The following is a 24,272-nucleotide window of genomic DNA, read 5'->3' on the forward strand; positions in this document are numbered from 1 at the left end:
CTCACCTACCGACGCTTGGTGAATACGAACACGCCGATGACGGCAAGACCGATCACGCCTGCCGCAACGCCGACGATGGCAAGCGGATTGAAGCCAGACTGCTGCGCGGGAGCCGCAGTGGACTTCTTAGCAGCGGTCGTAGCAGACGAGCCCGTATCGGACTTGGAGCCGGACTTGCTGGACTTCTTATCAGACTTCTTGCTGTCCTTCTTGTCGGACTTGTCGGAATCCTTCTTGGAATCCTTGCCGTCCTTGGTCTCGGTCGTGGTCGTGGTCGACGACACCGGCTTCTGCCCAGGCGAAACAGCGCCGCCGCTCTGCTGGCCGTTAGTACCATTGCCGGAACCGGCGCCGGCACCGGCATTACCCGAGCCGCCGTTGGAGCCAGAGCCGCCGTTACCACCAGGGTTAACAGCATTCTTGACCCACTTGGCATACAGCGTCATATCCGCCGTCACCGCAACGCTAAAGTCATACGCCTCCGTACAAGCCTCGTCGGTATACCAACCAGCGAAGGTGTAGCCCTCGCGCGTCGGATCGGCAGGCTTGGCCACAGAGCCGTTGGCGGCCGTAGTCTGAAAATCGACCTTGGACCCCTTGCCAGCACTAAACGAAACCTTAACGCCAGCATTCAGCTTGAACAGCGTGCCAGAGTCGTTGATGTAGTACAAGTTGCCCTGGGCATCACAAGCGATTGGCGAGTCACAGTAGTTGTTGTGGCCCGTTGCGCTAAACACACCAGAAGCCTCGGTGTCACCCAACTTGTAACGATATACGCCACCGCCCGTGGTGTAGTTAACGAAATCAGGGCTCTCGCCGTAGTTAACCGTGAAGTAGACATACGCGTCTTTGCCCTGGGCACTCACGAGCGGAGCGCCCTTGATGCCACCAAGTCCGGCCGGCAGCTGAGAGCCGTCCGCCGTCGTGACCAGCGTCCTGGCAAAGTCCTTGGCCGGGTCAATAATCGCCAGCGCAGAGCCGCCAGCAACCTCGCCGCCAACAATTAGCTTGCCATCATACATCGTAGGCGCACACGCACAGCCGGTAAGGCCAAGGTCAACTACGCGCTCCTCGGTAATACGCGAAGCGGCATCCGCATCGCGTGAGTCGCCATCAGAAATCGCCAATACGTGCAGCTTGCCGTCGCGCGAGATGAGATAGGCATGGCTACCGTCGTCAGAAAACACGCAGGTGGAGTTGACAATCGCCCCAACCGAGACGCTGCCGAGCACATCGCCCGTCGACTTGCTCAGCATCTCGACGGTACCGGAACTGGTGGGAACCAAGACAAAGTCATCGCCCACCGTAGCGCCTGTCCAGTAATAGCCCTCGTTCGGATTGACATGCTGCCAAGAAACCGCTCCGGTCAGGATATTGATGCGCGTCAGATGGCCGTTGTCATACGTGCCCTTTCCATAGTCGACATCAACGGTGCCGACATAGAGGTAATTGCCATCAACCGTCAGCTGAGAATTCGACTGAGCAGTCCCGCTCACGAAGTCAGTGACCCAAACCGTTGTGAGCGTGTCAGCCGTCAGAGCCTGGACCGCACCGCGGTCGAGCGGAACGATAACCAAACCGTTCGCGTAAATCGGGCGCGAGGTGTAACCGACCGCAGTCTTAAGCTTCGACTCGGCAAGGACCTTGCCCGACTCGGCGTTAATCTTTAGTAAACGCTTGTTGACGGCGAGGTATACGTAGCCGTTAACAACGATAGGCTCACTTGCGTTGGGATTCGTGGCACCCGAGTACGCCTTCCAATCGAACGTCCAGGAGCTCGCTAGCGCACCCGTAGGCGTCGAAACGTTCTCGACCGCTGCATTGGACTTGCCGTCCCAATCGGACTTCCAATCGGTCGGACGTGGGGCGCTCGGATTGACTACGACCTCGTCGGGATTAGGCACCGTATCGCCGGCAGCATAGGCCCAGACGATCTCGTCACGCGACTTGAGCACGTAGTCACTGTCGAGTTGAGATCCGGGAACACCGTTAACAAAGTACGACCAAGCGCCGGCCAACTTAGTGCCGTCAAGCGGAGAGACGAGGCTGTGAACGCCCCAGAAGCCCAGCTGATCGTACATCTCGGACTTGATGCCCAAAGCATCGAAGTAGGCGGCAGTGGCGTCCTTGATCGTCGTGCCCCCAACAAACACCTGCTTCGAAGGATCGGTCCAGCGCTGTGCCTTATCGTCCTTCTTGCCGATGATCTCCATCGAGACAGAGACCTGACCGGGCATGGTGCCATCGGAACCATAGACCCAGGTAATCTCATCGCCGGCCTTGAGCGTGTAGTTGCCGGCGCCGACATTGGCCATCTTGCCGTTAACGAAGAACTGCCAGGACTTCCAGGTGCTTTCGTTTACCCGTACGGTCGAAAGCTTCACGCTCTTATTGAACGGAGAAGTCAGCGAATTGAGGAACCAACCATACGAACCGGTTTGGACGTCGGCGCCAATACCGGCCCGCTTAAAGACCTGCTCGGAAAGATCGGCGGCAGTTGCGCCCTCTTCCACCAGTGCAGTCGTAGGCTGCGCCCACGTCTGCTGAGCACCCGAAGCGTCCTGACCGATAACGGTGCAGCTTACCGAAAGCTGGTCGGTGGGTGCAGCGTCGCCGTACTTCGAATAGCACCAGACAACAGAGTCGCCCGCATCGAGGGGGTAACTGCCAGCGCCAACCGACGCCGCAACACCATTGATAAACAGCTGCCAATAGGCACCCGTAGCGGAATCATACGCAAGAGTACGATCAGCGTCGAAAGGCGACGTAATGGAGTTGAGCACCCAGCCCCAAGAACCATTGGGGTCGTAGTCGACCTTGAGACCGGCCTGCTTAAAGAGCTCTTCGGAAAGATCGGCGGCCGTCGAGCCATTCTTGAGCGTGTACTGCGTCGCGGCAGCCCACGTTTGCTGTTTACCCTTGGCATCGATGCCAATGACGGAGCACGTCGCCGTAACCTCGGGATCGTTTTGACCGCTCGTGCCCAGAACCGTGATCTTTGCCGACACGTCCTGGTTGGCAAGCTTGGCGTACGTAGCGTTGTCGGGGTAACGCTCAGCGTAGCGAGCGTACTTCTCGCTCGTCAGACGCGAGGAAACGACAACCTTCGTGTTGTACTGCGGCTGCGTGACCTTGAGATTCTCTGCGGAAACAATAGAGCTGTTGCTCGACTTAAACAGACGCCAATCCTGCCCGGACATCGCGTCATAGCCAGGCAGATCGACCGGAACAATACCGGGGGACGTCGAATCGGTCGTTGCCTTGTTGTAGCTCCAGGCAAGGTTGCCGTCGGCATCGAGATATGCCTTCTGGAACGCGTGCATGTCGGTCGAAACGGCACTAGCGTCCTGGCCATTCAAGATGGCAGCGGCGTAGCCGGCCTTAGCCTGCTCCATAAGAGAAAGCTCGGCATCGAGCTCGCCCTGGTCCTGCGGAGCAATCGCAAAATCGAGGGTCTTACTAGCCGTGACCTCGGAGTTCGACTTGTCGGTCACCGTGAGGGTGATCTTGGTGTTTGCGGCCTTGGCTCCGGGCAGCGGCTGATAGACCGTGCCCTTGTAACCGTTGAACGTGATGTCATCGGTGCTGGCAGAGTACTTGACCTCGTAATACTTGCCGTCGAGATTGAGCGTGCTCGTGCGTGGCATCTGCAGGTCGGCGGTCAAGCCGTCCTTGTTGGCGACCACGTCGGTGCCGGAGTACTTGATATTATCGTAGGTAAAGGCCGCATTGACCTTCTCCTGCAGTGCCTTCTTGTCGGCGTTGACTTTCTCGGGATCGCCCTTGACCGTCACGACGAAGTCATGCGAGCCGGCAAGCTTGATGTCGCCGCTCGTAACCGTAACCTTGGCGGTCAGCGTCACGTCTCGATCGCTCGATGCGCGCGAAACCTTACCCGTCTTATCTTCCCAGCTATAACCAGAAACAAACAGGCGCTCGGTGTCGGAGCTTGTCCATTCAACAGAGAATTTCTTTGCGGAACCCGCCTTGTACGGAAGCGTGACATTTTGAGTCACGCCATCGGCGGACTCGCCCGACGCGTAGCCAATCTGCAGGGATTCGGCGGCTCCGTCAAGAAGGTCTTGCAGTTTAGCCTCGTCCCAAGCAACCTGCACGGACTTGTTGGGCAGGTAATACTCGGTCTTGCCATCGCGCGACAGTTCAAACGCCACATCGGCGTTACGCAGACCGTCGATGTTGTAACCGGTGTAGTTGTTGGGGTCAATGAAGAAGAACGTCACATTGCCATTGGTCTTATCCTGGGCGTCGGAGATACCGACCGTAGCCTTGGCGTCCTCGGCCTTAAAGGCAACGCCGCCCTCAGAGACCTTGACGTCAATATCGGTAAAGCCCAAATCGGCAAGCTGCGCCTTCAGGACATCGTTGACGTTGCCGCCCTTGGCGCTGTAATCAACGGCGATCTGCTTATTGGCATCGTTAAGCTTTTGGACTGCGGCCTCAAGCGAGCCCGCGGCGATAACCTTGTTAGCGGAGACGAGCTCGACCGTCGAGCTGCCGCTCGTGGCGACAGCCTTCAGATACTTGCCAGCAGCAGATGCCGAAACCGTTGCCGCGGCGCCCGACATATCGGGCAGCAGCGTCCAGTCGGCCGCCGGAGCCTTCGCGTCGTCGGCCGCATACCAGGCTACAGTCGCCTGGTCGGTGACATCGATACCGTTGGTGGTCGAACCGTCGGCGCGCTTGGCCTGCGCTGTCGCCTTTACGCTATCGCCCGAGACGAGATGGGTCGAATCGCTATTAATCTGCGGGCTGGCGATCACGCGCAGCAGGCTATACTCCCCCGCCGCGGTGACGCTATCGGACGAAACCCATTCAACCGTGTTGTCGAGAGCGCTCGCCGTAACTTTGATGCGCTTGCCGACAAGCGCATCCGTAAGAGTCAGGCTGCCATCGGTCTTATCGATGCCGTCGGTGAGCTCGGTCCAATCGGCATCGCCCTCGCCCTTGGCATACCACGCCATGGTGAGCTCGGCATCTTCGGGCACGTCCTTCGTCGAGCCCGACCAGCTGCCCGGAACCTGCACGCTCGGCGTGATCTTTGAACCCACGCTGAGCGTAACGTTCTTATCGGCAAGCTCAATGCCTGCCAGCTTGTACTGGCCCTTAAGCGTCACGGGGCCGAGCGGGGCAACGGACTGCGTGCCGCCGTAGGAGCTCTTCTTCTGCGTGCTGGAAACGGTATTTTCGCTCGTCACCTTCACGCGCAGATACTTGCCAGCATAGGCAGCGTCAACGGTATAGGCGGCCTCGGTAGCACCGGGAATATCGGTATAGGCGGGGTCGTAGCTCGAGCTGCTGTTTGCATACTGCCACTGGTAGGTCACGTTATCGGTGCGGTCGATATAGTTGTAGCGCGAACCGTCCTTTTTGCGCACCTTAGTCTTGAGCGTATCGCCTACGTGCACGCCATTGGTAGCAGGAGAACCCTCGAACTGCACGTCATAGAGCTCCACTTGGCCCGCGACGGAAACGGGACCCACCGCATAGTACGGCTTCTGCTCGCCATAGCCGCCGTTGGCCTTGGCCACGACGTAGTAGCCCTTAAGGGCGGCGGTCACCGTCAGGGTGTTACCGGTCTCACCCTTGATAGGCGTGTCGCACTTGCTTGCGGTGTTCGAGGTGCCCTTATACCACTGCCACGTGACATGCGAATCGGCGGTAACGTCGGTGGAACCCGCCTTGGCGGTCGCCGTAATCGTAGAACCAACCTCGACTTTGCCCGAAGTCGGGCTCATAGTCACGCTCGTAACGTTAATTGAACCGGTAGCCGCAACGAGAGCGCCCGTGTTGTTGGCCATGCTCGAAGAGCCGATCTTCGAGGACACCTTGCACTTGAGGTACTTGCCACCTAAAGCGTCGGTAAGCTCGAGGGTCTCACCCGTGGCACCCGCAATGTCGGTATACGTGCCACTCTTGGTGTCAGAGCTCTGCCACTGATAGTTGAGCTTGCTCGCGTCGACGAACGCGCCGTACGCGCCGCCCTTCTCCTTAGCGCGGGCCTTAGCGGTATCCCCCACCGCAAAGACGCTCGTATCGTCCTTGGTATTGATGATGGACACGGCCGAAATCTCGACCGCACCGGCCTGTTTGACCTTGCTAGAAGTGGTCTTGTTCACCGTGTTGACGCCAGCGTTGGCCTCGACCCTGATGTACTTGCCCTCAAGGTCGTCGCCCACCACGAGCGAAGCACCCGTCTTGCCCTCGATCTTGGTAAAGCCCGAGTACTGCGAGGTGGATGCGGACCACGTGTAGGTAACCTTGGCGTCGGCGGGGGCTTGCTGATAATAGCTTATGTACGGAGTCGCCGTCAGGGTGTCGCCTATGCTCGGCGTGTCGCTACTCAGCTTGACGTTGTTAAGCTCCATCTGCCCGGCACCCAGCACGGGACCGGGGATGTTGTTGGCATTGATACCCGAGCCGGAAGAAACGGACGGACCATAGTAGTCCTTGCCATCAACCGTTACCCTGCAGATGAAGTATTTGCCTTCCATCGCGGCGGTGACGGTGAGCGACTGCTCGTGGCCTACGACCTCGGTGTAGTCGGCGACATTGCTGCTGGCCCTAGTCGTACCGGCGAGCCAGGTGTAAGTCCAAGTGCCGGGATTGGCAACGGGCTCAGTCGAAGTGCCGTACCAGTCGTCCTCGACCTCATCGTACATATTTGCCCAAAGCGTCTCACCGGCCTTGAGCGCGCCCGACTTCGTGGAATAGGAGCTGTCCTTATCCTTGGTATCCTGGATGAAGACCTTGGCCTCGCTCGAAAGCGTTGTGGCAGACGCGGCGGCAACGGCGTTCTTCTGCTCCGAAGCAGCAGGCGTCGCAGCAGAGTTCTCGGACTCAGTCGCGTTGCCTGCGGCGGTGTCGGCACCATTCGCGGCACTCGCAGTTGCGCCCTGATCTGCGCCGGCGTCATCGGCAGCAGCGCTCGCCGCCGCACTGTTCGCGCCGGTGTCGGCAGCGGTGCCATCGTCGGCCGCCGCGCCCTCGCCGCCCGTCGCAGCCTGCGCCACGGCCTCGGCAATGCCCTCGGCGCCCTCGGCCCAAAGTTGCGCCGGCGTGGTGCCAAAAGCCATGGCAAAAGCCAGGAACGCCACCAGACCGCGCTTGGCTACGCCGCGGGCAATCGCTCCATGACGACGCCACGAGGCGCGTTGGCACTCATCCTCAAACATATCCATTTGTCTCCTATTGTCTGAACTTGGGACATTGCCCAGCGGCTGCCCCACGTCATCGCGCATATCGCGCTTGAGTACCCCCATCGGGGTCCCCCTTCCCTCCAGAGCCCAACGCGTACCGGCGGCATGCGCCGCGGCCGCGTACAAGATGGGAGGCGATCCGACTTAACCTTACCGACCCGGGCGCGCCGTCCGATCTGCGACGCGACCATCCCGGGCCAAGAGGAATTACGGTTACTGGTACAGCCGGGGACTTACACCCCGATTCTCCCAAACGCGCAGGAAAACCGCGCATTCGTGCGTCTCCGCACCACCATCTAGGCCATCGATTATTACTGTCGATATGGTAGCACGCAAAAGGGCCCCGCACACAGGCGAAGCCCAAGGTACAAGCTATGGTTTGCGATAGAAAAGGGCGGGGATGAAGTGCCGAGCAAAATAACCCGTTTCCCCGACCCCGGGAAATCGCTAACGCTTACCGCCGTGGCTATTGCGCCAGATCTCGCGGCCCAGCATCAGTGCCAGCGCCAGCGCGCTCACGTAGCCCATAAAGCCAATGACCGGGATACCAAACACAACCGGCTCGATACGCGCATAGTACACCACCGACGAACCGATAAACAGACCGGCGATCACAATTGCCATCGACATGCGGTCGATAATTCCACCCAGCTGCCGCAGTGCCTTATCGCTGCTCATGATCTGCGTGTTCACCTTAAGCTGGCCGCGCGTAAGCATACGCGACGCCAAGCCCAGATACTCGGCCGCCTCGAGCGAACCTTTTGCCGCTCGATAGCTGCTCGCGGCAAGATCGCGCCCCATATCGCGCACGCGCGCATAGGTGCTCTTCTCGTTTTTGATGTGCGTCTGGATAATCTGGATCATGTTGACGTTGGGCATGTACTCGGTCAGCAGGCCCTCGAGCGTCACCATGCCGCGCGCGAACATCGTCACCACACTCGGCAGCTCAACGTCGTTTTTGCGCGCCAGATTGAGCAGCGAGGTCAAAAACTCGCCGATATCCAGGTCCTTAAGATCGAGCCCCGCAAAGTCGGCGACAATAAAGTCCAAGTCGGACAAAAAGGCCGAATGGTCGAGCTCGGCAGAATCGCCGCGCGTCACGGCAAAGCGCATAAGCGAATCCTTGAGCTTGGGGACGTCACCCTCGGCCACGGCGAAAATCATGTCCTTGACGATACCGCGGTCGTGACTCGACATGCGCCCGACCATGCCCAGGTCGATAAAGTAGACGATGCCGTCCTTGAGGATAATGTTTCCCGCATGCGGGTCCGCATGGAAAAAGCCGTCGTCGAGCACCTGCGTCGAATAGTCCTCGACGATTGCGGCGCCGATCTTTTCCAAGTCATAACCCTCGGCTGCCAAACGCTTGGGATCGGCGATGGAGATGCCGTCGATGTAGTCCATGACCACCACGTGCTCGGTGCAAAGGTCCAGGTAGGATTTGGGACACGATACGCCATGCACGCTTTTGTGGAAGTCATAGAAATCGTTGAGGTTTTTGGCCTCGGCCAAAAAGTTGGTCTCCTCGCGAAACGAGGTCCACAGCTCTTCGACCACGCCGTGCAGGTCAACAAACTGGTCGGTGTTGACGAACTTGGAAACGATACGCACCACCGAGCGAATGATGTCGATGTCCTGCGCCATCACCTGCTGCGCACCGGGGCGCTGCACCTTAACGGCCACGTCCTCGCCGGTCACCAGGCGGGCGCGGTGCACCTGCGCGAGCGACGCGCTACCGAGCGGGTTGGGGTCGATCGCGTCGAACATCTGCCCCAGGCGCTGGCCGTATTCCTCTTCCAGACAGCGGAGCACTACCTCATACGGCACCGGCTCTACGTCGGAGCGCAGACGGCGCAGCTCGTCGCAAAACCGCTGCGGCAAGATCTCGGAGCGGTTGGCCAGAATCTGCCCCATCTTGACGAACATAGGGCCGAGCTCTTCGAGCAGACGACGCAGGCGCACCGGCGTGAGGTTGTCCCACACGCGATACTTTTTGATCAGGCGAACGATCTGCCCAATGCGCTCACGACGACCTGCCGGCGTGAGCTGGTATTCCTCATCCGGCGCCATCGCGTCGGGCTCCTCGGGGACCATATCGACAGCGCGCGGCTTCTTGCGAGCGCCCGAGACGGCGGCATCGACCTCGTCGACAACCGCCGCCTCGTCACCCAAGGGATCTTGATTGTTGTAATCGGTGGTGGAATCTGCCATCTGCGCTGCTACTCGGCCTCTTCGGCGTCCTCTGCGTCGTCGGGTTCAACGGACTCGACGGGCACCGAGGTCACGTTGTCCTCGACCGAATCGACGATGTCGCGCACATGGGCCAGGAAGGCCGTGCGCTCGGGGGCGGTCATAACGCGGACGCGAGCCAGGATGAGCTCATCGAGCACGCGCTGTGCCGCAGTCTCGCCCTGCATGCCCAGGCGCTCGGTCAGGTCGGAGATGGTGCCACCCGCCTGCTCGAACATATCGGACACGCTGCGGGCGATATCGGGGGTGCCGGCATCCTTGCGGACCTGCTCGCCCTTGGTACCGAGGTCGTCGAGAACCTTCTTGCCGCCCTCGACGGCAACGGCGGCGGCGCCGAAGCCCACGTTGATGGCACCGTTAACAAGCTGATCGAGTTTCATAACCATGGTTGGCTCCAATCATGAACAACTGCATTGGACTTCTTGTACCCAAGATTGAGTGAACGACACAAAATCGTTTTACCGCCAAGATAAAAATCGAGCGGGCCAAAGCCTTTGACGGCGTTTGCCCCGCTCGTTCGCTGCAAGGTTGCCTTTACCTTACGTTGTCGTTCATCGCGAAGGAGTTCTTCATGGCACAGCTCGTGGTGTAGAGCACCTTGCCCAACAGGGCATCGGTCTCCACGCGCACGAGCTCGGCAAAGGCCTCGTTAGCACGGGCGAGCTCGGCAGGCACCTCGGCCTCGGGCAGCGCGGCTACGACAGCGTCAACGTCGTGAATCTGCTTGTGGCCCATGCCGCCGACCTTTTCCTGATAATCCTCGACCGCGCGACCGCACTCATGGAAGCGGACATCTGCCAAGGCACCGATCAGGCGATTCACCCAATAGAAATTCTCGGACGTCACGCGAGCCTGCGTGCCGGCATAGTACTCGGGCATGGTCTCGACGTTAGCGTACAGCGGCACGAGCGCGTTAAACGAGTTGGAGCCAAACGCCATCCACTGCACGGCGCGATACGCCGGCTGCGCAAAGGGGCGCAGCTGCAGCACGGCAAGCTGGCTGTTGCGGTTGATGCCGATGGGACGATAGGCGCCGCGCGTGGCGGGCGTGCCCTTGCTGCCGTAGCAGTCGTACTCCGTGCCCTGGTAGTGGCTCGAAAGCACGTACTTGATGTCCTCGATGGTCACCTTGCGCTCGGGCACGCGGCTCCAGGGAATGTCGTCGCTCTCGGGCGTGTAGTCGGCGTCGGGACCGTCCCACACATCGCTGGGGTTGAGGCAGCGCTGCATATACCAGGCGCGCGGCGTGTTGTAGACGTGATCGCTGTCGCTGTGCGAGCCAAAGGCCTCGCGCGGGTTAAAGACCGCGGCGGGACCGTCACCCTCGACGCCCAGCGTTAGGTCCAGATGCCACTCTGCCATCCAGGAGCGCAGGTCGGCAGAGCACATGTGGTCGACCTGAGCGCCCTCGGCGTCGTCCAGGTCAAAGCTGTCAATACCCAGCTGGTTGGGCATGGTCACATAGGCGTCATCGGGCACGCGCTTGGCGATCCAGTGGTGGCCGCCGATGGTCTCGAGCCACCAGATCTCGTCAACGTCACTAAAGGCGATGCCATTGTTCTCGTAGGTGCCGTAGCGCTCGAGCAGGTCACCCAAAATACGCACGCCGTCGCGGGCGGACTTGGCGTACGGCAGCACCAGGGTCACCATATCCTCCTCGCCCAGTCCGCCGGGCTGGGCCGGAACATAGCCGTCCTCGCCCTCGTTGCCCTTGGCGGGTACATAGTCCACGAGCGGATCGGCGCCGCGGACGCGCTCGTTGGTGGTGAGTGTTTCGGTTGCGGACATGCCAACATTGAGCTCGTTGAAGCCGGCCTCGGCCCAAATGCCATGGCCCGGGACAACGTCGGGGACGCTCGTGTAGCGCATGGGGTTGTCGGGCAGCTCAACGGTCAGGTGGCTCAGGACACTCGTGTAGACACGCGGCTGCTCGTCGGGATGCACCACGCGCATGCGCTTGGGCTCAAACACCCCGTTGGACGAGTCCTCGTTGCGGGCGACAAGCGTCGACCCGTCGTAGCTCGCGTTCTTACCAACCAAAATCGTTGTGCACGGCATGCGCATCCTCCTTGAGCGAAGAAATCAAACGGCAACAGTGTATCGCTTCGGCGCAAAAAGGGCGAAACCACGGCCACAGCAACCCCTGTGTGCAAAAAATGTCAAATATGAGTACTGACACCAATTTAGTAGCAGCTATTTTGCCGGGCGTGGGCGTCGAAAGTCTACATTTGTACAAAAGTTAGACTATGTAATTCCTCAAAGGTCCAATAAAATAGGGGTCCCTATCGATACTAAATATCGTTAGAGAGCCAAAATGACCTAAATTATATGCGACTAGCTTGGCAACAGTACTCATATTTGGCATTTTTTGCACACGGCGTGTCACGGGAGTATATATCTAACCCCCTAATCAGCCAAAAATGCCTAGTTCAATGCGCGCTCCGCCGCCTCGATCACGTGTTTGGCGAGAATCGCCGTCGTCACTGCGCCCACGCCGCCCGGCACGGGCGTGATGGCGCCAACAATCGGCTCCGCAGCATCAAAATCGACGTCGCCGACCAGCTTGCCGGCGGCCTCGTCCCAGTTAATACCCACGTCGATGATCGTCTGGCCCTCGCGAACCGCATCCGCGCCAATCGTACGCGCACGCCCAACCGCGGCAACAACAATGTCGGCAGAACGGCACTCAGCAGCCAAGTCGCGCGTATGCGTATGGCACGTCGTCACTGTGGCATTGCGAGCCGTAAGCATGGCGGCAACGGGACGGCCAATCACCAGCGACCGACCAACGACCGCGACCTTGGCTCCATCCAGCTCAACGCCGTAATGGTCCAGCAACGCCAGCACAGCCTCCGCTGTGCAGGGGGCAAAGCCCTCGCCACGCCCCGAAAGCGTGGTAAGCAGCGAGGCCGGCGTCATGGAGTCAACATCCTTGGCAGGATCGAGTGCCGCGGCAACTGCATCCTCGTCAAGCCCAACGGGCAACGGACGAAACATCAGGCAGCCATGAACAGCGGGGTCGGCATTGATGTCCTCGATGGCCGCCAACAGCTCGTCCTGCGAAACATCGGCAGGAAGCAAAACGCGGCGAACCTCGATGCCGACCTTCTCGCAGCGCTTGAGGGCGCCACGCTCGTAGGATAGATCGTCCTCGCGCTCGCCCACACGAACGATGGCCAGCGTCGGCACGATGCCCCGTTCGCGCAGGGCGGCGCAGCGAGCAGCGAGTTCCTCAGTCAAAGCACGGGCAACGGGAGCACCCTTCAGCAGCTCTGCCATGGCTATCCCCTCTTCCTGGCGGCGTCGGCGGCGCGGCGCGCCAGCGCATCGGCGCGCGGCAGCCACGTATCGAGCAGTTCATCGCACGCCGCCTCGAGCTCCTCGGCGCGGGCACGATCCTTCATAGACGTGGTGTTCGCAAAGAGCGTCAAACTCGCGCCCTGCATGGCAGCGCGGCAGAATACGGCGCCGCACGCCACATCGGACAGCAGTTGGCGCGAACCCTTATCGGCCATGTCCTCGAGCAGCGCCAGCGCACGACCGCACGCATCCATAATGCGGTACAGCGGCATGGCTGCCACGTGCAGTGCATCCTGAATCGCAGCCGGTCGAGCCGGATCATCGCGCGGAATACCGTATGCCGCAGACACCTGGCCGTACGCACGAACGTCCTTGGCAACCAGACCCACAAGCTCCTGAGCCAGCTCGTCTGCCTGGGCAAACGCGTGCGTTAGATCGTCTGCGCGATCGGCAAGCGCGGGGTTCGTCGCGCCATAGCGAGCAACCATCCCGCACAGCGAGGCACCCAGTGCTCCCACAAACGCGCTGGCGCTGCCGCCGCCGGGAACCGGCTCGCGCGCGGCAAGCGCCTCGGCAAAACCGCGACAGGTTTTATCCATCATCTCTTGGCTCATCGAAACACCTCTGCCTAGAGCGCCGGTCGCCACGGACCGCGCCGGAATAAAAAATGGGACAACGACGCCAGGAAGCGGTTGTCCCATTCATCGATCTTGTCCAAGCCAGTCTAGCCCATAAGACAAAGGCTGTCAGGAGCTCTGGCTATCGGTGTTTCCGATTGCCGGCTATAGGCACGGGCGCCTAGTCCACCTGAAACGTCGGCAGCAGCGTGTCGATAATCTTCGATCCCATGTCGCGGTTTGCAGTCGAGTACTCCAAATGCGCCGTGGCAATCGTCGAATCCGTGACGATCGTCTTTTCGTAAATGACCGTATCGTCCTCACACCACGAGACCACGTACCAGTTGTCGCCCTCTGCGGTATAGAGGTCGGCCTTGCCCGAGGTGTCCTCATCGACAAACATCTCGTGTGCAGTTTCGTCGTTAATGTTGACGTAGCCAGACAGGCTGATCACAAAACCCGTCTCCGGATCCTCGTACCTTGTGCTGCTGCCGCTGGGAGTATCTTCCATCTCAAAACGGTTGGGAATCGACATGCTATAAGGATGCATGTCGTTCGTGTACGTATGCACGTCGGTCAGGTAATCGTCCGAATCGCCCGAACCGTAGTATGCCGACTCGTCCCCGGGGACGGCCTCGTCATCGGACGCCGAGGATTCCTTGGACTTGGACTTGTCGCTCTTCTTCTTGGCAGAAGAATCTTTCTCGTCCGAAGACCCGGTATCGACCACCGAAATCTGCGTGCCGGAGCTCTTTGACCCATTGAGCACCGTAAGCGCAAACACCGTGCCGCCGCCGATGAGGACCACAGCAGCACATGCCACAGCGATAATGACCGGCGCCTTGCTCTTGGGCTATTGAGGCGCAGGCGCGACCGGCGGCATCGATTGGGTTAGGCCCGGGGCAGAGGAAGGACCAGCGCCCGTAGGCGTCGGCGCGGAGCCACCCGCAAGCGACGCCCCGCAATGCGTGCAAAACGTCGATCCATCGGGAACTTGCTGTCCGCATTTTTGACAGAACATCGTTCGACCTTTCGTGGTTTAGCTTTTGTCACAGCCAAGTCTATACGCCCCCACCCAGGGCGCTGTTGCGCAACATGAAAAAGCCGATGCCGAGCCGTACCGTCCCATGCGCCTGCCCCAAACATGGGACACATGGCCCACCTTTCGAGACTCCCGGGCAGCACAAGCTGGGGCATATCTATAAGTAAGGAACCCGTTGGGGCACGGCCACTCAACGGCCGAAAACTAAGAACGGAGGTATCGCCGCACCACACACAACGACATCCGCCACGCTTGCGAATAGCAACATACACCAACGGCTCCAACAACCCGCGGCGCCGTGATGTCACCGACAGACAAGGAGGACGCCACCATGAAGAAAAAGACCCTATCGATCCTTTCCCTTTGCATCGCCCTCTTTGCCGCACTCGCCCTTGTGGGCTGCGGCGGAAGTGCGTTAAGCGGAGGCGGGGGCAGCAGCGCATCCAAGAGCGAGGGCAAGGAAAAAGCTCCCGTCGCCAAGAAGACCGACTTTATCTGGTTTAAGGTCGAGATACCCGAGAGCGTTGGCGTGAGCGACTCCGCTGGCAAGAATGCCGACAGGGTCCAGCTCACCTTCCCCGAAGACGAGAACGGTTCGGCCGATCGCTTTATCCCCGTTTGGAAAAAAGCGCTGACGGCCGAGGAATCCCACGCCGACCAGGCGGAAAAGAAGGGGGATACGTTCCAGTGGAAGGATGGCGGATCCGTCGAGTATAACGGCAGGACGTGGCTCGTCGGAACGTACGAGGACAACAGCGGCGTCTCAACCCTCCTCTTTACCGACGTTGAGCCGGGAAGCGTCTACGTTCTCATCTCGAACTTCGATCTGCATAAGAAAGAAGCCGAGGCGCTCCTCAACTCCATCGAGTTTCCCGATGACATGGCGAAGGCAGTTGCCGAGGCACGCGAAGTCGAGATTTCGAGCATCGAGATCAAGCATTAGGGGCTCGCACGCAGCATCGCATGCGCAGTCATTAAATGATTGGACGCCCAGCCAGGGGAGGATCGGATCGGCCGGCCCTCCCCTCTTTTACGCCCGCGCATATTGCCACTTAACGGCGCAAATCCTGCCCCCAGAATGGGACACATGGCCCACCCGAACGAGCCGTCCACGCGTACAGTAAAGGCAGGTAATCCATGGGCGGTTACAGATCGAGGAGGACACGACCATGAAAAAGAAGGCCTTTGCGATTCTCACCCTCTGCATCAGTCTCTTTGCCGCGGTTGCCCTGGTGGGCTGTGGCGGAAGCGGCGGCGCTACCGGCAGTGGCGGTGGCGGCGGAGCAGAAAAGCCAGCCGTGGATATGAGGACCGACTTCATCTGGTTTAAGGTCGAGGTCCCCGAGGGCGTCGAGATCACCGACGTCGCAGGCGACACCGCCGACAGGGCCCAGTTTAAGTTCACTGAAAGCGAGCACGCCAGCGATCGCTTCATCCCCGTCTTCGACTCTGACAAGAACGCCGACGAGCTGTTCGACTACGAGGCAAAGTGGAATGCCAGCTTTGAGTGGACCGAGAATGACCCCGTCAAGTACAACGGCAAGACTTGGCGCAACGCTTCCTATACACACTCGGGCGGCGTAACGACCGAGTACTTCACCGACGTTGAAGGCGGCAGCGTGTACGTGCGCATCGACAACGTCGAGGAGCACAAGGATACCGTCGAGACCATGATGAAGTCCCTGGAATTTGCCGACGACATCGTCAAGGCCAAGGCCGAAGCCATGGACGTCAAGCTCGACGATATCGAGATCAAGCGCTAAGCGACTGGCGAGCGCAGCGGGAAACACAGGCACAGTGCAAACAAGCGACGATACCCCAGCGCTTCGCACCAAGGGAGGATCGGCTCGCCGGCCCTCCCTTTCTTATGCCGATAGCCGGCGAACGCGAGGGTGCCGGGCGGCAAAACCACCCCCAGCGCGGTAGCAGCACAAATAGACAAGCGCCCCAACGCGTCCGCCCGCCGATTTATAGCGCCGCGCAGACAATTAAGCCAACACGTTTAGACATCTGGGCAGTATAGTGACCCAAACGAGTGCATAACCGCACCCTGCGAATGGAGGAGTTATGACCGAACACCACGCCATCAGTCGCCGAGCGTTTACGTTGGGCCTAGGACTTGCGGCGTTGTCGCCGCTTGCAAGCCTGCCCGAAACCGCGACGCTGGGTATTCCCCTGCGAGCGGCATTTGCAGACGACGCTGCCACAGCGTCGGTCAGCCTCGACAAGTTCGTCATTCGCCTTCGCCCCGCGGGCTATTTTCGTACCGCAAGCGTCAACCAAGACGGCAACATCAAGGGCAACGTCTGCCACCTTTTTAACGACGGCACGTCAAGCAAGCTCATCCTCGAGCGCGTGCTGACCGATGCAGATAATACAAATTGGTATGCCATCCGCACCTTACTCAATTTCGAAGAGCATAAAAAGACGGGCTACAGCATTTGGTCGGTCGACGGCGACTCGGACAAAGATGGAAAGGTCATCCACGTATGGAATGGTGAGTATGACAAAAAGCCCAGCCGCGCTTTTGCGTTTGAACGCCAGTTAAACGGAACCTACATCATCCGAGACCGCACAAACGAGAAAAAAGACATTAATTACCTGGCCATAGAAAAGGACGGCAAAGACCAGGACAACAACAAGATCTGCCATAAGAGGAAGGACATTCCGTGGGAGCTCGAGCTTGTCGGTTACGACATGGGCAAGATCAATACCACGGTTAGAAGTATCGACTGGACCACGTATAGCAGCTACGTCGACGGGCCCTGTTGGATGAAATACGTCGACAACAACAAGTTCCTCGACGAACTGAGCATCCCGGGCACGCACGATTCGGGCACCTGCAGCGTGGACAACGACACCGAGCCCCAATCCTCCCAAGCAAAATGCCAGCAGGATTACATCCCCACGCAGTTGCTCGAAGGCGTTCGCTATTTTGATATTCGACTCGGAAAGGGTGAGAACCCCGGCATCGACCACGGAGCATGTTACCTGCTCAAAAAAGACGGGAACTTTATGCATCTCTCCGATGTCATCGGGTACTTCAATACGTTTTTGAGCGAAAACCCGACAGAAGCGCTCATCATGCTCGTGTCGCGGGGCAATGACGAGGCTACCGACGAAAGCCTCACGACGGCCTTGGGCAAGGTTTTTGATGAGAACCCCGACCTGTTCTACACATCGAGCCGCATCCCCACGCTGGGCGAGGTGCGCGGAAAGATCGTCCTGCTGCGTCGGTTTGGGCTCGCCGGCAACAGCGTAAGCAGCCACACATGGGGCCTCGACCTCACCCAATGGGACGACAAAATCGCAGCACACACCGACAGCACCTCTATGTGTCTCGTTCGAGACGAGCGGGGCTTTGAAGCCGTGGGGAAAACGGGTGACGAAGAGCCCTATTGCACCAAGGTATACGCCCAGGACCATTACGAATGCACAGGAACCGACAAAATCGGCTGGGTCGATATGGCGCTGCAGGAGACAACCAAGCTCGCCCGCATCATGGTGGACGTCGAGGACAATGACGGGGCCAAGGTAAAGGTCCTGGAGCACAGCTGGTGTATCAACTACACCAGCTGCACGAACTACAAGCAAGGAAGCAATCCTTTTACCGCAGCACGAGTGGTCAACGAGCATCTATACAAGAGCCAGTATATAAACAGCACCGGAAATGAGAGCACAAAGGAGGACTGCCTCAAGCACATTGGCATCATTGCGTCCGACTTTGTTGATGCGGCACTGGCCCGAAGCATCTACCAGCGCAATTACGATGCGAAGCACAAGCAGACCGTTTCGTACTACCTCCCGACCCGTATGCGCATGACATACGGCGACTCGTTGAGCGATGCCTCACTTCAGGATGGAAAGACCGTTGGCGAGGGCTATTTCCGCCTCGTCGACAGCAGCAGCACGCTCAACGTGGCAGATTCGGGCAGCAAGTTCGTCGAATACGTGGATGTCGACGCCCTGGGCAACGAGACTGTTACAGGACTGCGGGGTTCCGTGCCCATCTATATCGACCGGCGCGCGTTGACGCCCCACTTTGAGGGGCTCGAAGGCCTCAAGGTCGGCGAGGACGTGCGCGCCAAGATCACGGCGCTGCTCGACGGCAAGCTCGAAACCGATGCTTGCACGGCCCAGCTCGAGTTTATGCACGATGCAAACGGCGCTCCGGGCACGGCAATGGCCGAGGGCGAGGCATTTACCGCAGGGACGTACTGGGTGCGCGCGAAAGGCCTTTTGGGCGACGCGGCGCAGAACTACACGCTCGCCAGCGACGGAGCCGCAAGCTTTGCAGTTGCAGCCTCGGGCAACGCGGGCGGCGACGGCACCGGCACCGACAGTGGCACGGGCCCCAACGCAGGTAGCGCCGACAAGAACGGCAAGGGCAAAAGCTCGGCCGGAAAACTCGCCGGCACGGGCGACGGCTCTGGCATCGCCGCCGGGCTCGCCGCTGCCGCCGTAGCAACAACAGCCGTCGGCGCGGCAATGCTTGTCAACGACCATGAAAGTGACGAAGGCGCTAGCGAATAGGCCAGCCGGCCTTTTGGGCGCATCAACTCGATGAGGGGCGCAGAACACCGTTCTGCGCCCCTGATTTTTACCTTGGTCCGAACGCCGCCATAGGCTACATCACCATGTTCAGCGCGTTCACAAATTCCTTGGCCTGGGAATGACTGCTCAGCCTGTAGGAACAGTCGGTCAGTAACCTATTACGAAGGAACACGCGCTTACCCTTGACCCTGTTGACACCCGTAATGTCCTTGAGGTAGACGTTTTGGTATGGGTGCCGAAGAAGTTGTTCTTCACGACCGCCTCGATACGATTGGGATAGATGCTTATTCCCTTGAAAACGCCGGCACCCTTATCGTGAAACAACAACGTGTTGTCATCCACGCGCGCCACCCCCATGGAGTTCGATAAAACTATCTCTATGACCACATTTTAGTCACTACAAACCCTTTTTGCGGTCACGCGCAGGGCACCAAAACGTGTCCGCACGAGCAAATAGACTAATACAACAACGAATATAAGCCGTTATCCAAGGATGGCGCCGCAAAACAAAGGATTAGCAATAGCTAAGATTTAAGCCTAAAACCCTTAGGAAGTGCTAATATATAGTTATTGAAAGAGGCTGAGATGCAGAGACGCGAATTGATCCGTATCCTCGAAGAAGCCGGCTTCATCTCGAAAGGAGGCACTAATCACGAGAAGTTCGTCAAAGGCGACAAGCTCGTGCTCGTAAAACGCCACCGAGAGATCGAGGATCAAATTGCCAAAAGAATCCTAAGGCAGGCAGGGCTTCGATAGCTCATCCTCATCACATTTCGCATCACTTTTTAAAGGAGGTCTTACATGGTTTACGTATGGGAATTTGAGTTCTTTGATTCGGACGGTATGGTCGATGCCGTGCCATGTGGCTCGCTGGGCGGAGGAGGAACGTTTGGCTCCGACCTAAACGACGCTGTCGAAAGCGCCGCCGATTTTCTCGCATGTATGGTCGACGATCACCTTATGGGCGGCGTCGATCTTCCCGCGCCGGACTTTGGACACCAGCCACAACACGGCGGCAAGGTAATCGCCGTGGCCGTCAGCCGCGAGCTCGGCGACATCCCCGCCGTCACCGCGGCGGACACCGCTCGCATGCTTGGCGTTAGCACGGCAAGGGTATCGCAGCTGATAAATGCTGGGCTGCTGGATTCTTGGAAGGACGGCACCAAGCGCATGGTATCCAAAGCTTCCATCGAGGTACGACTCGCCGAGGCACCAAAGGCAGGGCGCCCAAAAGAGGTCCCTTGCTGTATAAAGCAATAGCGTTGCGGGTTTTCATTTGTCAGATTAGCTGACAAGCTCTCCCAATTCGGGACTCACTGCGTCCCGAATTGGGCTGGACACATTGTCGCTGATTGCCACGCATCTCCAATCCGAAGTGAAAGAGGAGTTTTCCATGACAGACAGACCGAAAACAACGCTACGCGACTGCATCTACGGGCTTGCCGTCGGCGACGCGTTGGGCGTTCCCTACGAGTTCAGGCCTCGTGGCACGTTCGAATGCACGGACATGATCGGCTACGGCACGCATGGGCAGCCCGCCGGCACCTGGAGCGACGACACATCCATGACGCTTGCTACCTGTGACTCGATTAGGGAGCTTGGGCATATCGACACCGCGGACATGCGCGACAAGTTCGTAGGCTGGATTGCCCGTGGCGAGTATACGATCGACGGCGTTTTCGATTACGGCGGCACGACTGCCCACGCCCTGCACACCGGCAAAGGTGGCTCCGGCGAACGCGACAACGGCAACGGTTCGCTCATGCGCATCGCGCCCTTGGCGTTTGTCGACGCGACTGACGACGAGATCTGCGAGGTCTCCGCGATTACGCACGCCCACAGAACGTCGACCGATGCATGCGTCATATTTGTCGAGCTGATGAGGGATGTGATGAACGATGCGCTCCCCTCGTGGGCGCTCCACCTGAAAGGCGTGCCTGAGCAGGAAATCAGGTCCGGCGGCTTCGTGCGCGACACGCTTAAAGCCGCTACCTGGTGCTTTGTGAACACCAACAGCTACGAAGCCTGCGTGCTCGCCGCCGTCAACTTGGGCGACGACACCGACACCACCGCAGCCGTCGCAGGCGCGCTCGCCGGCACGGCATACGGCATCGAGGCCATCCCGCAGGAGTGGGTCGATACCCTGCGCGGAAAAGAGCTGATTGAGAGCTGCCTGTTTTAGGGCGCCATTCAAGAAATAAGGCAGGAGGCATCATGGAGAGGAAGGTCGCAAATATAGACGAGTTCCAAGTGGACGAAAACGGGATTCCGCTATTTCCAGCAGGACTGAAGGAAGAAGCCAACCTCTATGTTCTCCCCGACGGGCGCTACCTCCCCTGCGGGGCCTACCGAACCGAAGATGGCGGCTCACTCATTTATGAGCCATCCGGGCTCATAAATGAGTGAGCCATCCGGGCTCAGCTTCTTCGGGCAGATGCTTGCTCAATTCAAAGAGTGCTAGAGGTTTGATTGCCCGTTAGATCGACACTGTTCCAAACCATGGGGTGGGTAGGATGTCTCCCACCGCGGCCTGTGAGGTAAAATCTTGACTGCCGCGGAATCCGCCTGCGGGCAACGCTCCGATCTCCGATTGGGGTGAAGCCTATGAACTTGTTTCTTGAAATCCTGCGCCTCTCGATGTATGTGACCAGCATTGCCCGGAACCTCTACTCGATCTGGCGGGAATATAAGCAGTAGCGGATAGCGAAGGGAGTCATAAAAAAGGGCCGGTTGCAGCCGGCCCTTTAGACGAAAATACCTGCGTTGCCCGCGCTTCCAAAGTTGACCGACTGAGGAGCGGGTTCCGCGGCACATCCTGATTTTACCCAGTGGCAAGACTCTTTTACAGCCGTTCCACCGTTTATTTACATCTGCCATCACGGGCATCGCCCGTGCGGGCTCGAGTCCCGCCGCCCCGACCAAAACGGGATCATCCCCGCGCGTGCGGGGAACAGGATTGTTTGCGCTCCACATGTCTTGACGGATTGGTAGGGCGCTTTTCTATGGGCAGAAGATCTGGTTATCGCTACATGATTGAGTTAAGAACCCTCACGAATTCCTCTGCCTGGGAGCGACTGCTCAGCCTATAGCCGTAGCCCGTCCGCAGCCTGTTGTTCAGAATCACCTGCTTGCCCTTGATCCTATAGACACCGGTGACGTCATTCAGGTAGGTCACCTCTATATGCTTGCCGAAGAAGCGGTTCTTCTTGAGCGTGGTAATTCGATTCGGGTAGATACAGATCTCCTTGAATACACCGGCACCCTTATCTCTGAACAGCAGCGTGTCGTTGTCCATTTCTATTCCTCCTTGTTGACGTTGGTTAGATTGCGGTCCGAACTGTCATATTGTTTGATTACCAGTTAGATCGACACTGCTCCAAAACCAACCTCGCGACGCTCCTTATCGGCAATCAGTTTGATTACCAGTTAGATCGACACTGCTCCAAAATGCTCTAGGTCGGTAGTACAGTCCTTAGTAAGTTTGATTACCAGTTAGATCGACACTGCTCCAAAACCAACAGTCCGCATTGCATCAGCGGACTAAAGTTTGATTACCAGTTAGATCGACACTGCTCCAAAACCGACAACAGATATTCAGCATTCATCTTGCCGTTTGATTACCAGTTAGATCGACACTGCTCCAAAACCGGCCTCTGGACGCCATGTGCGCATGAGCGTTTGATTACCAGTTAAATCGACACTGCTCCAAAACGCGAGCTGGGTATATCACTACCAGAGGTAGTTTGATTACCAGTTAAATCGACACTGCTCCAAAACGAGGTATCAGGCAGGCGGTCGGCAACTGTGGTTTGATTACCAGTTAAATCGACACTGCTCCAAAACGGTATACCTATAGGCGCAACCCCCGAAACCGTTTGATTACCAGTTAAATCGACACTGCTCCAAAACAGATTGCCAAGCCTAACCACGCCGACATGGTTTGATTACCAGTTAAATCGACACTGCTCCAAAACCCGTGTAAATGGCTGGTTGCCTATGTTGCGTTTGATTACCAGTTAAATCGACACTGCTCCAAAACCTGCTTCTTATTACGACGCTCCTCTTCCATGTTTGATTACCAGTTAAATCGACACTGCTCCAAAACGTATCTCCTGTTCTATCGATTGACGGATAGTTTGATTACCAGTTAAATCGACACTGCTCCAAAACCAATAGCTACGAATTAGTTAGCTATCGCACGTTTGATTACCAGTTAAATCGACACTGCTCCAAAACTTTGACGATGAAAGCGGCAACGTACACGCGTTTGATTACCAGTTAAATCGACACTGCTCCAAAACCGTTGCATCGCATGAGACAAAAGCAGGGCGGTTTGATTACCAGTTAAATCGACACTGCTCCAAAACCCATGTTCCAGAACGACCTGATCGAGCTCGGTTTGATTACCAGTTAAATCGACACTGCTCCAAAACGTACCGTGTTGCATCCACTTAGGATGTCTGGTTTGATTACCAGTTAAATCGACACTGCTCCAAAACAGCACCGTATCACGCCTATACTCGTTGCAAGTTTGATTACCAGTTAAATCGACACTGCTCCAAAACGCAGGCCACAGCCGAGAACCTGACGCTAGCGTTTGATTACCAGTTAAATCGACACTGCTCCAAAACGACAATCGAGGGCCGTACGTACAGCTACGGGTTTGATTACCAGTTAAATCGACACTGCTCCAAAACTCCACCGCCTGAACACCCAGCGCACTATGTGTTTGATTACCAGTTAAATCGACACTGCTCCAAAACAGCATCATCCAGCACGACCTCCTGCTCGAGTTTGATTACCAGTTAAATCGACACTGCTCCAAAACCGCATTGTCGCGTCCCCTTCCGGCGTGTCGGTTTGATTACCAGTTAAATCGACACTGCTCCAAAACTCATCCCAACAACAGCACGAACGATAAGCCGTTTGATTACCAGTTAAATCGACACTGCTCCAAAACTGAACCCGGACACTAAGAATGAGAAGGCTGTTTGATTACCAGTTAAATCGACACTGCTCCAAAACTCGTACAGAGTCAAGTCGAAGCCGAAGCTAGTTTGATTACCAGTTAAATCGACACTGCTCCAAAACGCCGGCGCCGATGCGGACGACGTGCTGCGCGTTTGATTACCAGTTAAATCGACACTGCTCCAAAACAGGGTGGGGTGTTTGAATGGCGAAGATAGAGTTTGATTACCAGTTAAATCGACACTGCTCCAAAACTAGTTCTTTCAATTCTTCGTCAGTGTAGTAGTTTGATTACCAGTTAAATCGACACTGCTCCAAAACCAT

The 24,272-nt window shown here is 57.9% G+C and carries 16 protein-coding genes and 1 CRISPR repeat array; of the genes, 7 read left to right on the plus strand and 9 right to left on the minus strand.

Annotated elements, in window-relative coordinates; genetic code table 11:
• Positions 1-5: 5 nt before the first annotated feature.
• The 8 genes from DW112_RS00540 to DW112_RS10165 form a co-directional block, all read right to left on the minus strand.
• Complete coding sequence (locus DW112_RS00540; RefSeq protein ID WP_147351819.1) at positions 6-7,280, minus strand: DUF4430 domain-containing protein; 7,275 nt, start codon at positions 7,278-7,280, stop codon at positions 6-8.
• Positions 7,281-7,664: 384 nt separating this feature from the next.
• Positions 7,665-9,428 carry an AarF/ABC1/UbiB kinase family protein gene (locus tag DW112_RS00545; protein WP_117637318.1) on the minus strand — a complete coding sequence of 588 codons (1,764 nt, stop codon included), beginning with the start codon at positions 9,426-9,428 and terminating at the stop codon, positions 7,665-7,667.
• A gap of 8 nt (positions 9,429-9,436) precedes the next feature.
• Positions 9,437-9,853, minus strand: coding sequence for a hypothetical protein (locus tag DW112_RS00550; RefSeq protein ID WP_117637319.1), 417 nt, complete (start codon positions 9,851-9,853; stop codon positions 9,437-9,439).
• Between the two features lie 148 nt (positions 9,854-10,001).
• Positions 10,002-11,525 carry a C69 family dipeptidase gene (locus DW112_RS00555; protein WP_117637320.1) on the minus strand — a complete coding sequence of 508 codons (1,524 nt, stop codon included), beginning with the start codon at positions 11,523-11,525 and terminating at the stop codon, positions 10,002-10,004.
• Between the two features lie 366 nt (positions 11,526-11,891).
• Positions 11,892-12,746 carry a bifunctional 5,10-methylenetetrahydrofolate dehydrogenase/5,10-methenyltetrahydrofolate cyclohydrolase gene (locus DW112_RS00560; protein ID WP_117637321.1) on the minus strand — a complete coding sequence of 285 codons (855 nt, stop codon included), beginning with the start codon at positions 12,744-12,746 and terminating at the stop codon, positions 11,892-11,894.
• A 2-nt stretch (positions 12,747-12,748) separates the two neighbouring features.
• Positions 12,749-13,381, minus strand: a complete 633-nt coding sequence (locus DW112_RS00565) for a cyclodeaminase/cyclohydrolase family protein (protein ID WP_158571708.1) — start codon at positions 13,379-13,381, stop codon at positions 12,749-12,751.
• 184 nt (positions 13,382-13,565) lie between these two features.
• Positions 13,566-14,207 carry a hypothetical protein gene (locus DW112_RS00570; RefSeq protein WP_147327737.1) on the minus strand — a complete coding sequence of 214 codons (642 nt, stop codon included), beginning with the start codon at positions 14,205-14,207 and terminating at the stop codon, positions 13,566-13,568.
• A 30-nt stretch (positions 14,208-14,237) separates the two neighbouring features.
• The gene (locus DW112_RS10165) at positions 14,238-14,405 is read right to left on the minus strand and encodes a zinc-ribbon domain-containing protein (RefSeq protein WP_117637324.1); all 168 of its coding nucleotides are present in this window, start codon (positions 14,403-14,405) and stop codon (positions 14,238-14,240) included.
• Between the two features lie 352 nt (positions 14,406-14,757).
• On the opposite strand from DW112_RS10165, the gene DW112_RS00580 reads away from it, so the two are divergent.
• The 7 genes from DW112_RS00580 (at position 14,758) to DW112_RS00610 (ending at position 21,386) form a co-directional block, all read left to right on the plus strand.
• Positions 14,758-15,369 (plus strand): hypothetical protein, encoded by a 612-nt coding sequence (locus tag DW112_RS00580; protein WP_117637325.1) that lies wholly within the window; start codon positions 14,758-14,760, stop codon positions 15,367-15,369.
• 226 nt (positions 15,370-15,595) lie between these two features.
• On the plus strand, positions 15,596-16,189 hold the full coding sequence (locus DW112_RS00585; protein ID WP_117637326.1) for a hypothetical protein: 594 nt from the start codon (positions 15,596-15,598) through the stop codon (positions 16,187-16,189).
• A 304-nt stretch (positions 16,190-16,493) separates the two neighbouring features.
• A complete protein-coding gene (locus DW112_RS00590; protein ID WP_117637327.1) occupies positions 16,494-18,959 on the plus strand; it encodes a phosphatidylinositol-specific phospholipase C in 2,466 nt (821 codons plus the stop codon).
• Positions 18,960-19,565: 606 nt separating this feature from the next.
• Positions 19,566-19,736, plus strand: a complete 171-nt coding sequence (locus DW112_RS00595; protein ID WP_084591772.1) for a type II toxin-antitoxin system HicA family toxin — start codon at positions 19,566-19,568, stop codon at positions 19,734-19,736.
• Between the two features lie 45 nt (positions 19,737-19,781).
• The gene (locus DW112_RS00600) at positions 19,782-20,240 is read left to right on the plus strand and encodes a helix-turn-helix domain-containing protein (protein ID WP_118328123.1); all 459 of its coding nucleotides are present in this window, start codon (positions 19,782-19,784) and stop codon (positions 20,238-20,240) included.
• 133 nt (positions 20,241-20,373) lie between these two features.
• Positions 20,374-21,162, plus strand: coding sequence for an ADP-ribosylglycohydrolase family protein (locus DW112_RS00605; protein WP_117637329.1), 789 nt, complete (start codon positions 20,374-20,376; stop codon positions 21,160-21,162).
• A 32-nt stretch (positions 21,163-21,194) separates the two neighbouring features.
• On the plus strand, positions 21,195-21,386 hold the full coding sequence (locus DW112_RS00610) for a hypothetical protein (protein WP_117637330.1): 192 nt from the start codon (positions 21,195-21,197) through the stop codon (positions 21,384-21,386).
• Positions 21,387-22,005: 619 nt separating this feature from the next.
• On the opposite strand, the gene DW112_RS00615 is transcribed toward DW112_RS00610, so the two are convergent.
• A complete protein-coding gene (locus DW112_RS00615; RefSeq protein ID WP_117637331.1) occupies positions 22,006-22,275 on the minus strand; it encodes a hypothetical protein in 270 nt (89 codons plus the stop codon).
• 52 nt (positions 22,276-22,327) lie between these two features.
• Positions 22,328-24,269: a CRISPR direct-repeat array (repeat unit 36 nt; unit sequence GTTTGATTACCAGTTAAATCGACACTGCTCCAAAAC).
• Positions 24,270-24,272 lie beyond the last annotated feature (3 nt).

The organism is Collinsella sp. AM09-41 (assembly GCF_003473245.1).
Classification (GTDB): Bacteria; Actinomycetota; Coriobacteriia; order Coriobacteriales; family Coriobacteriaceae; genus Collinsella.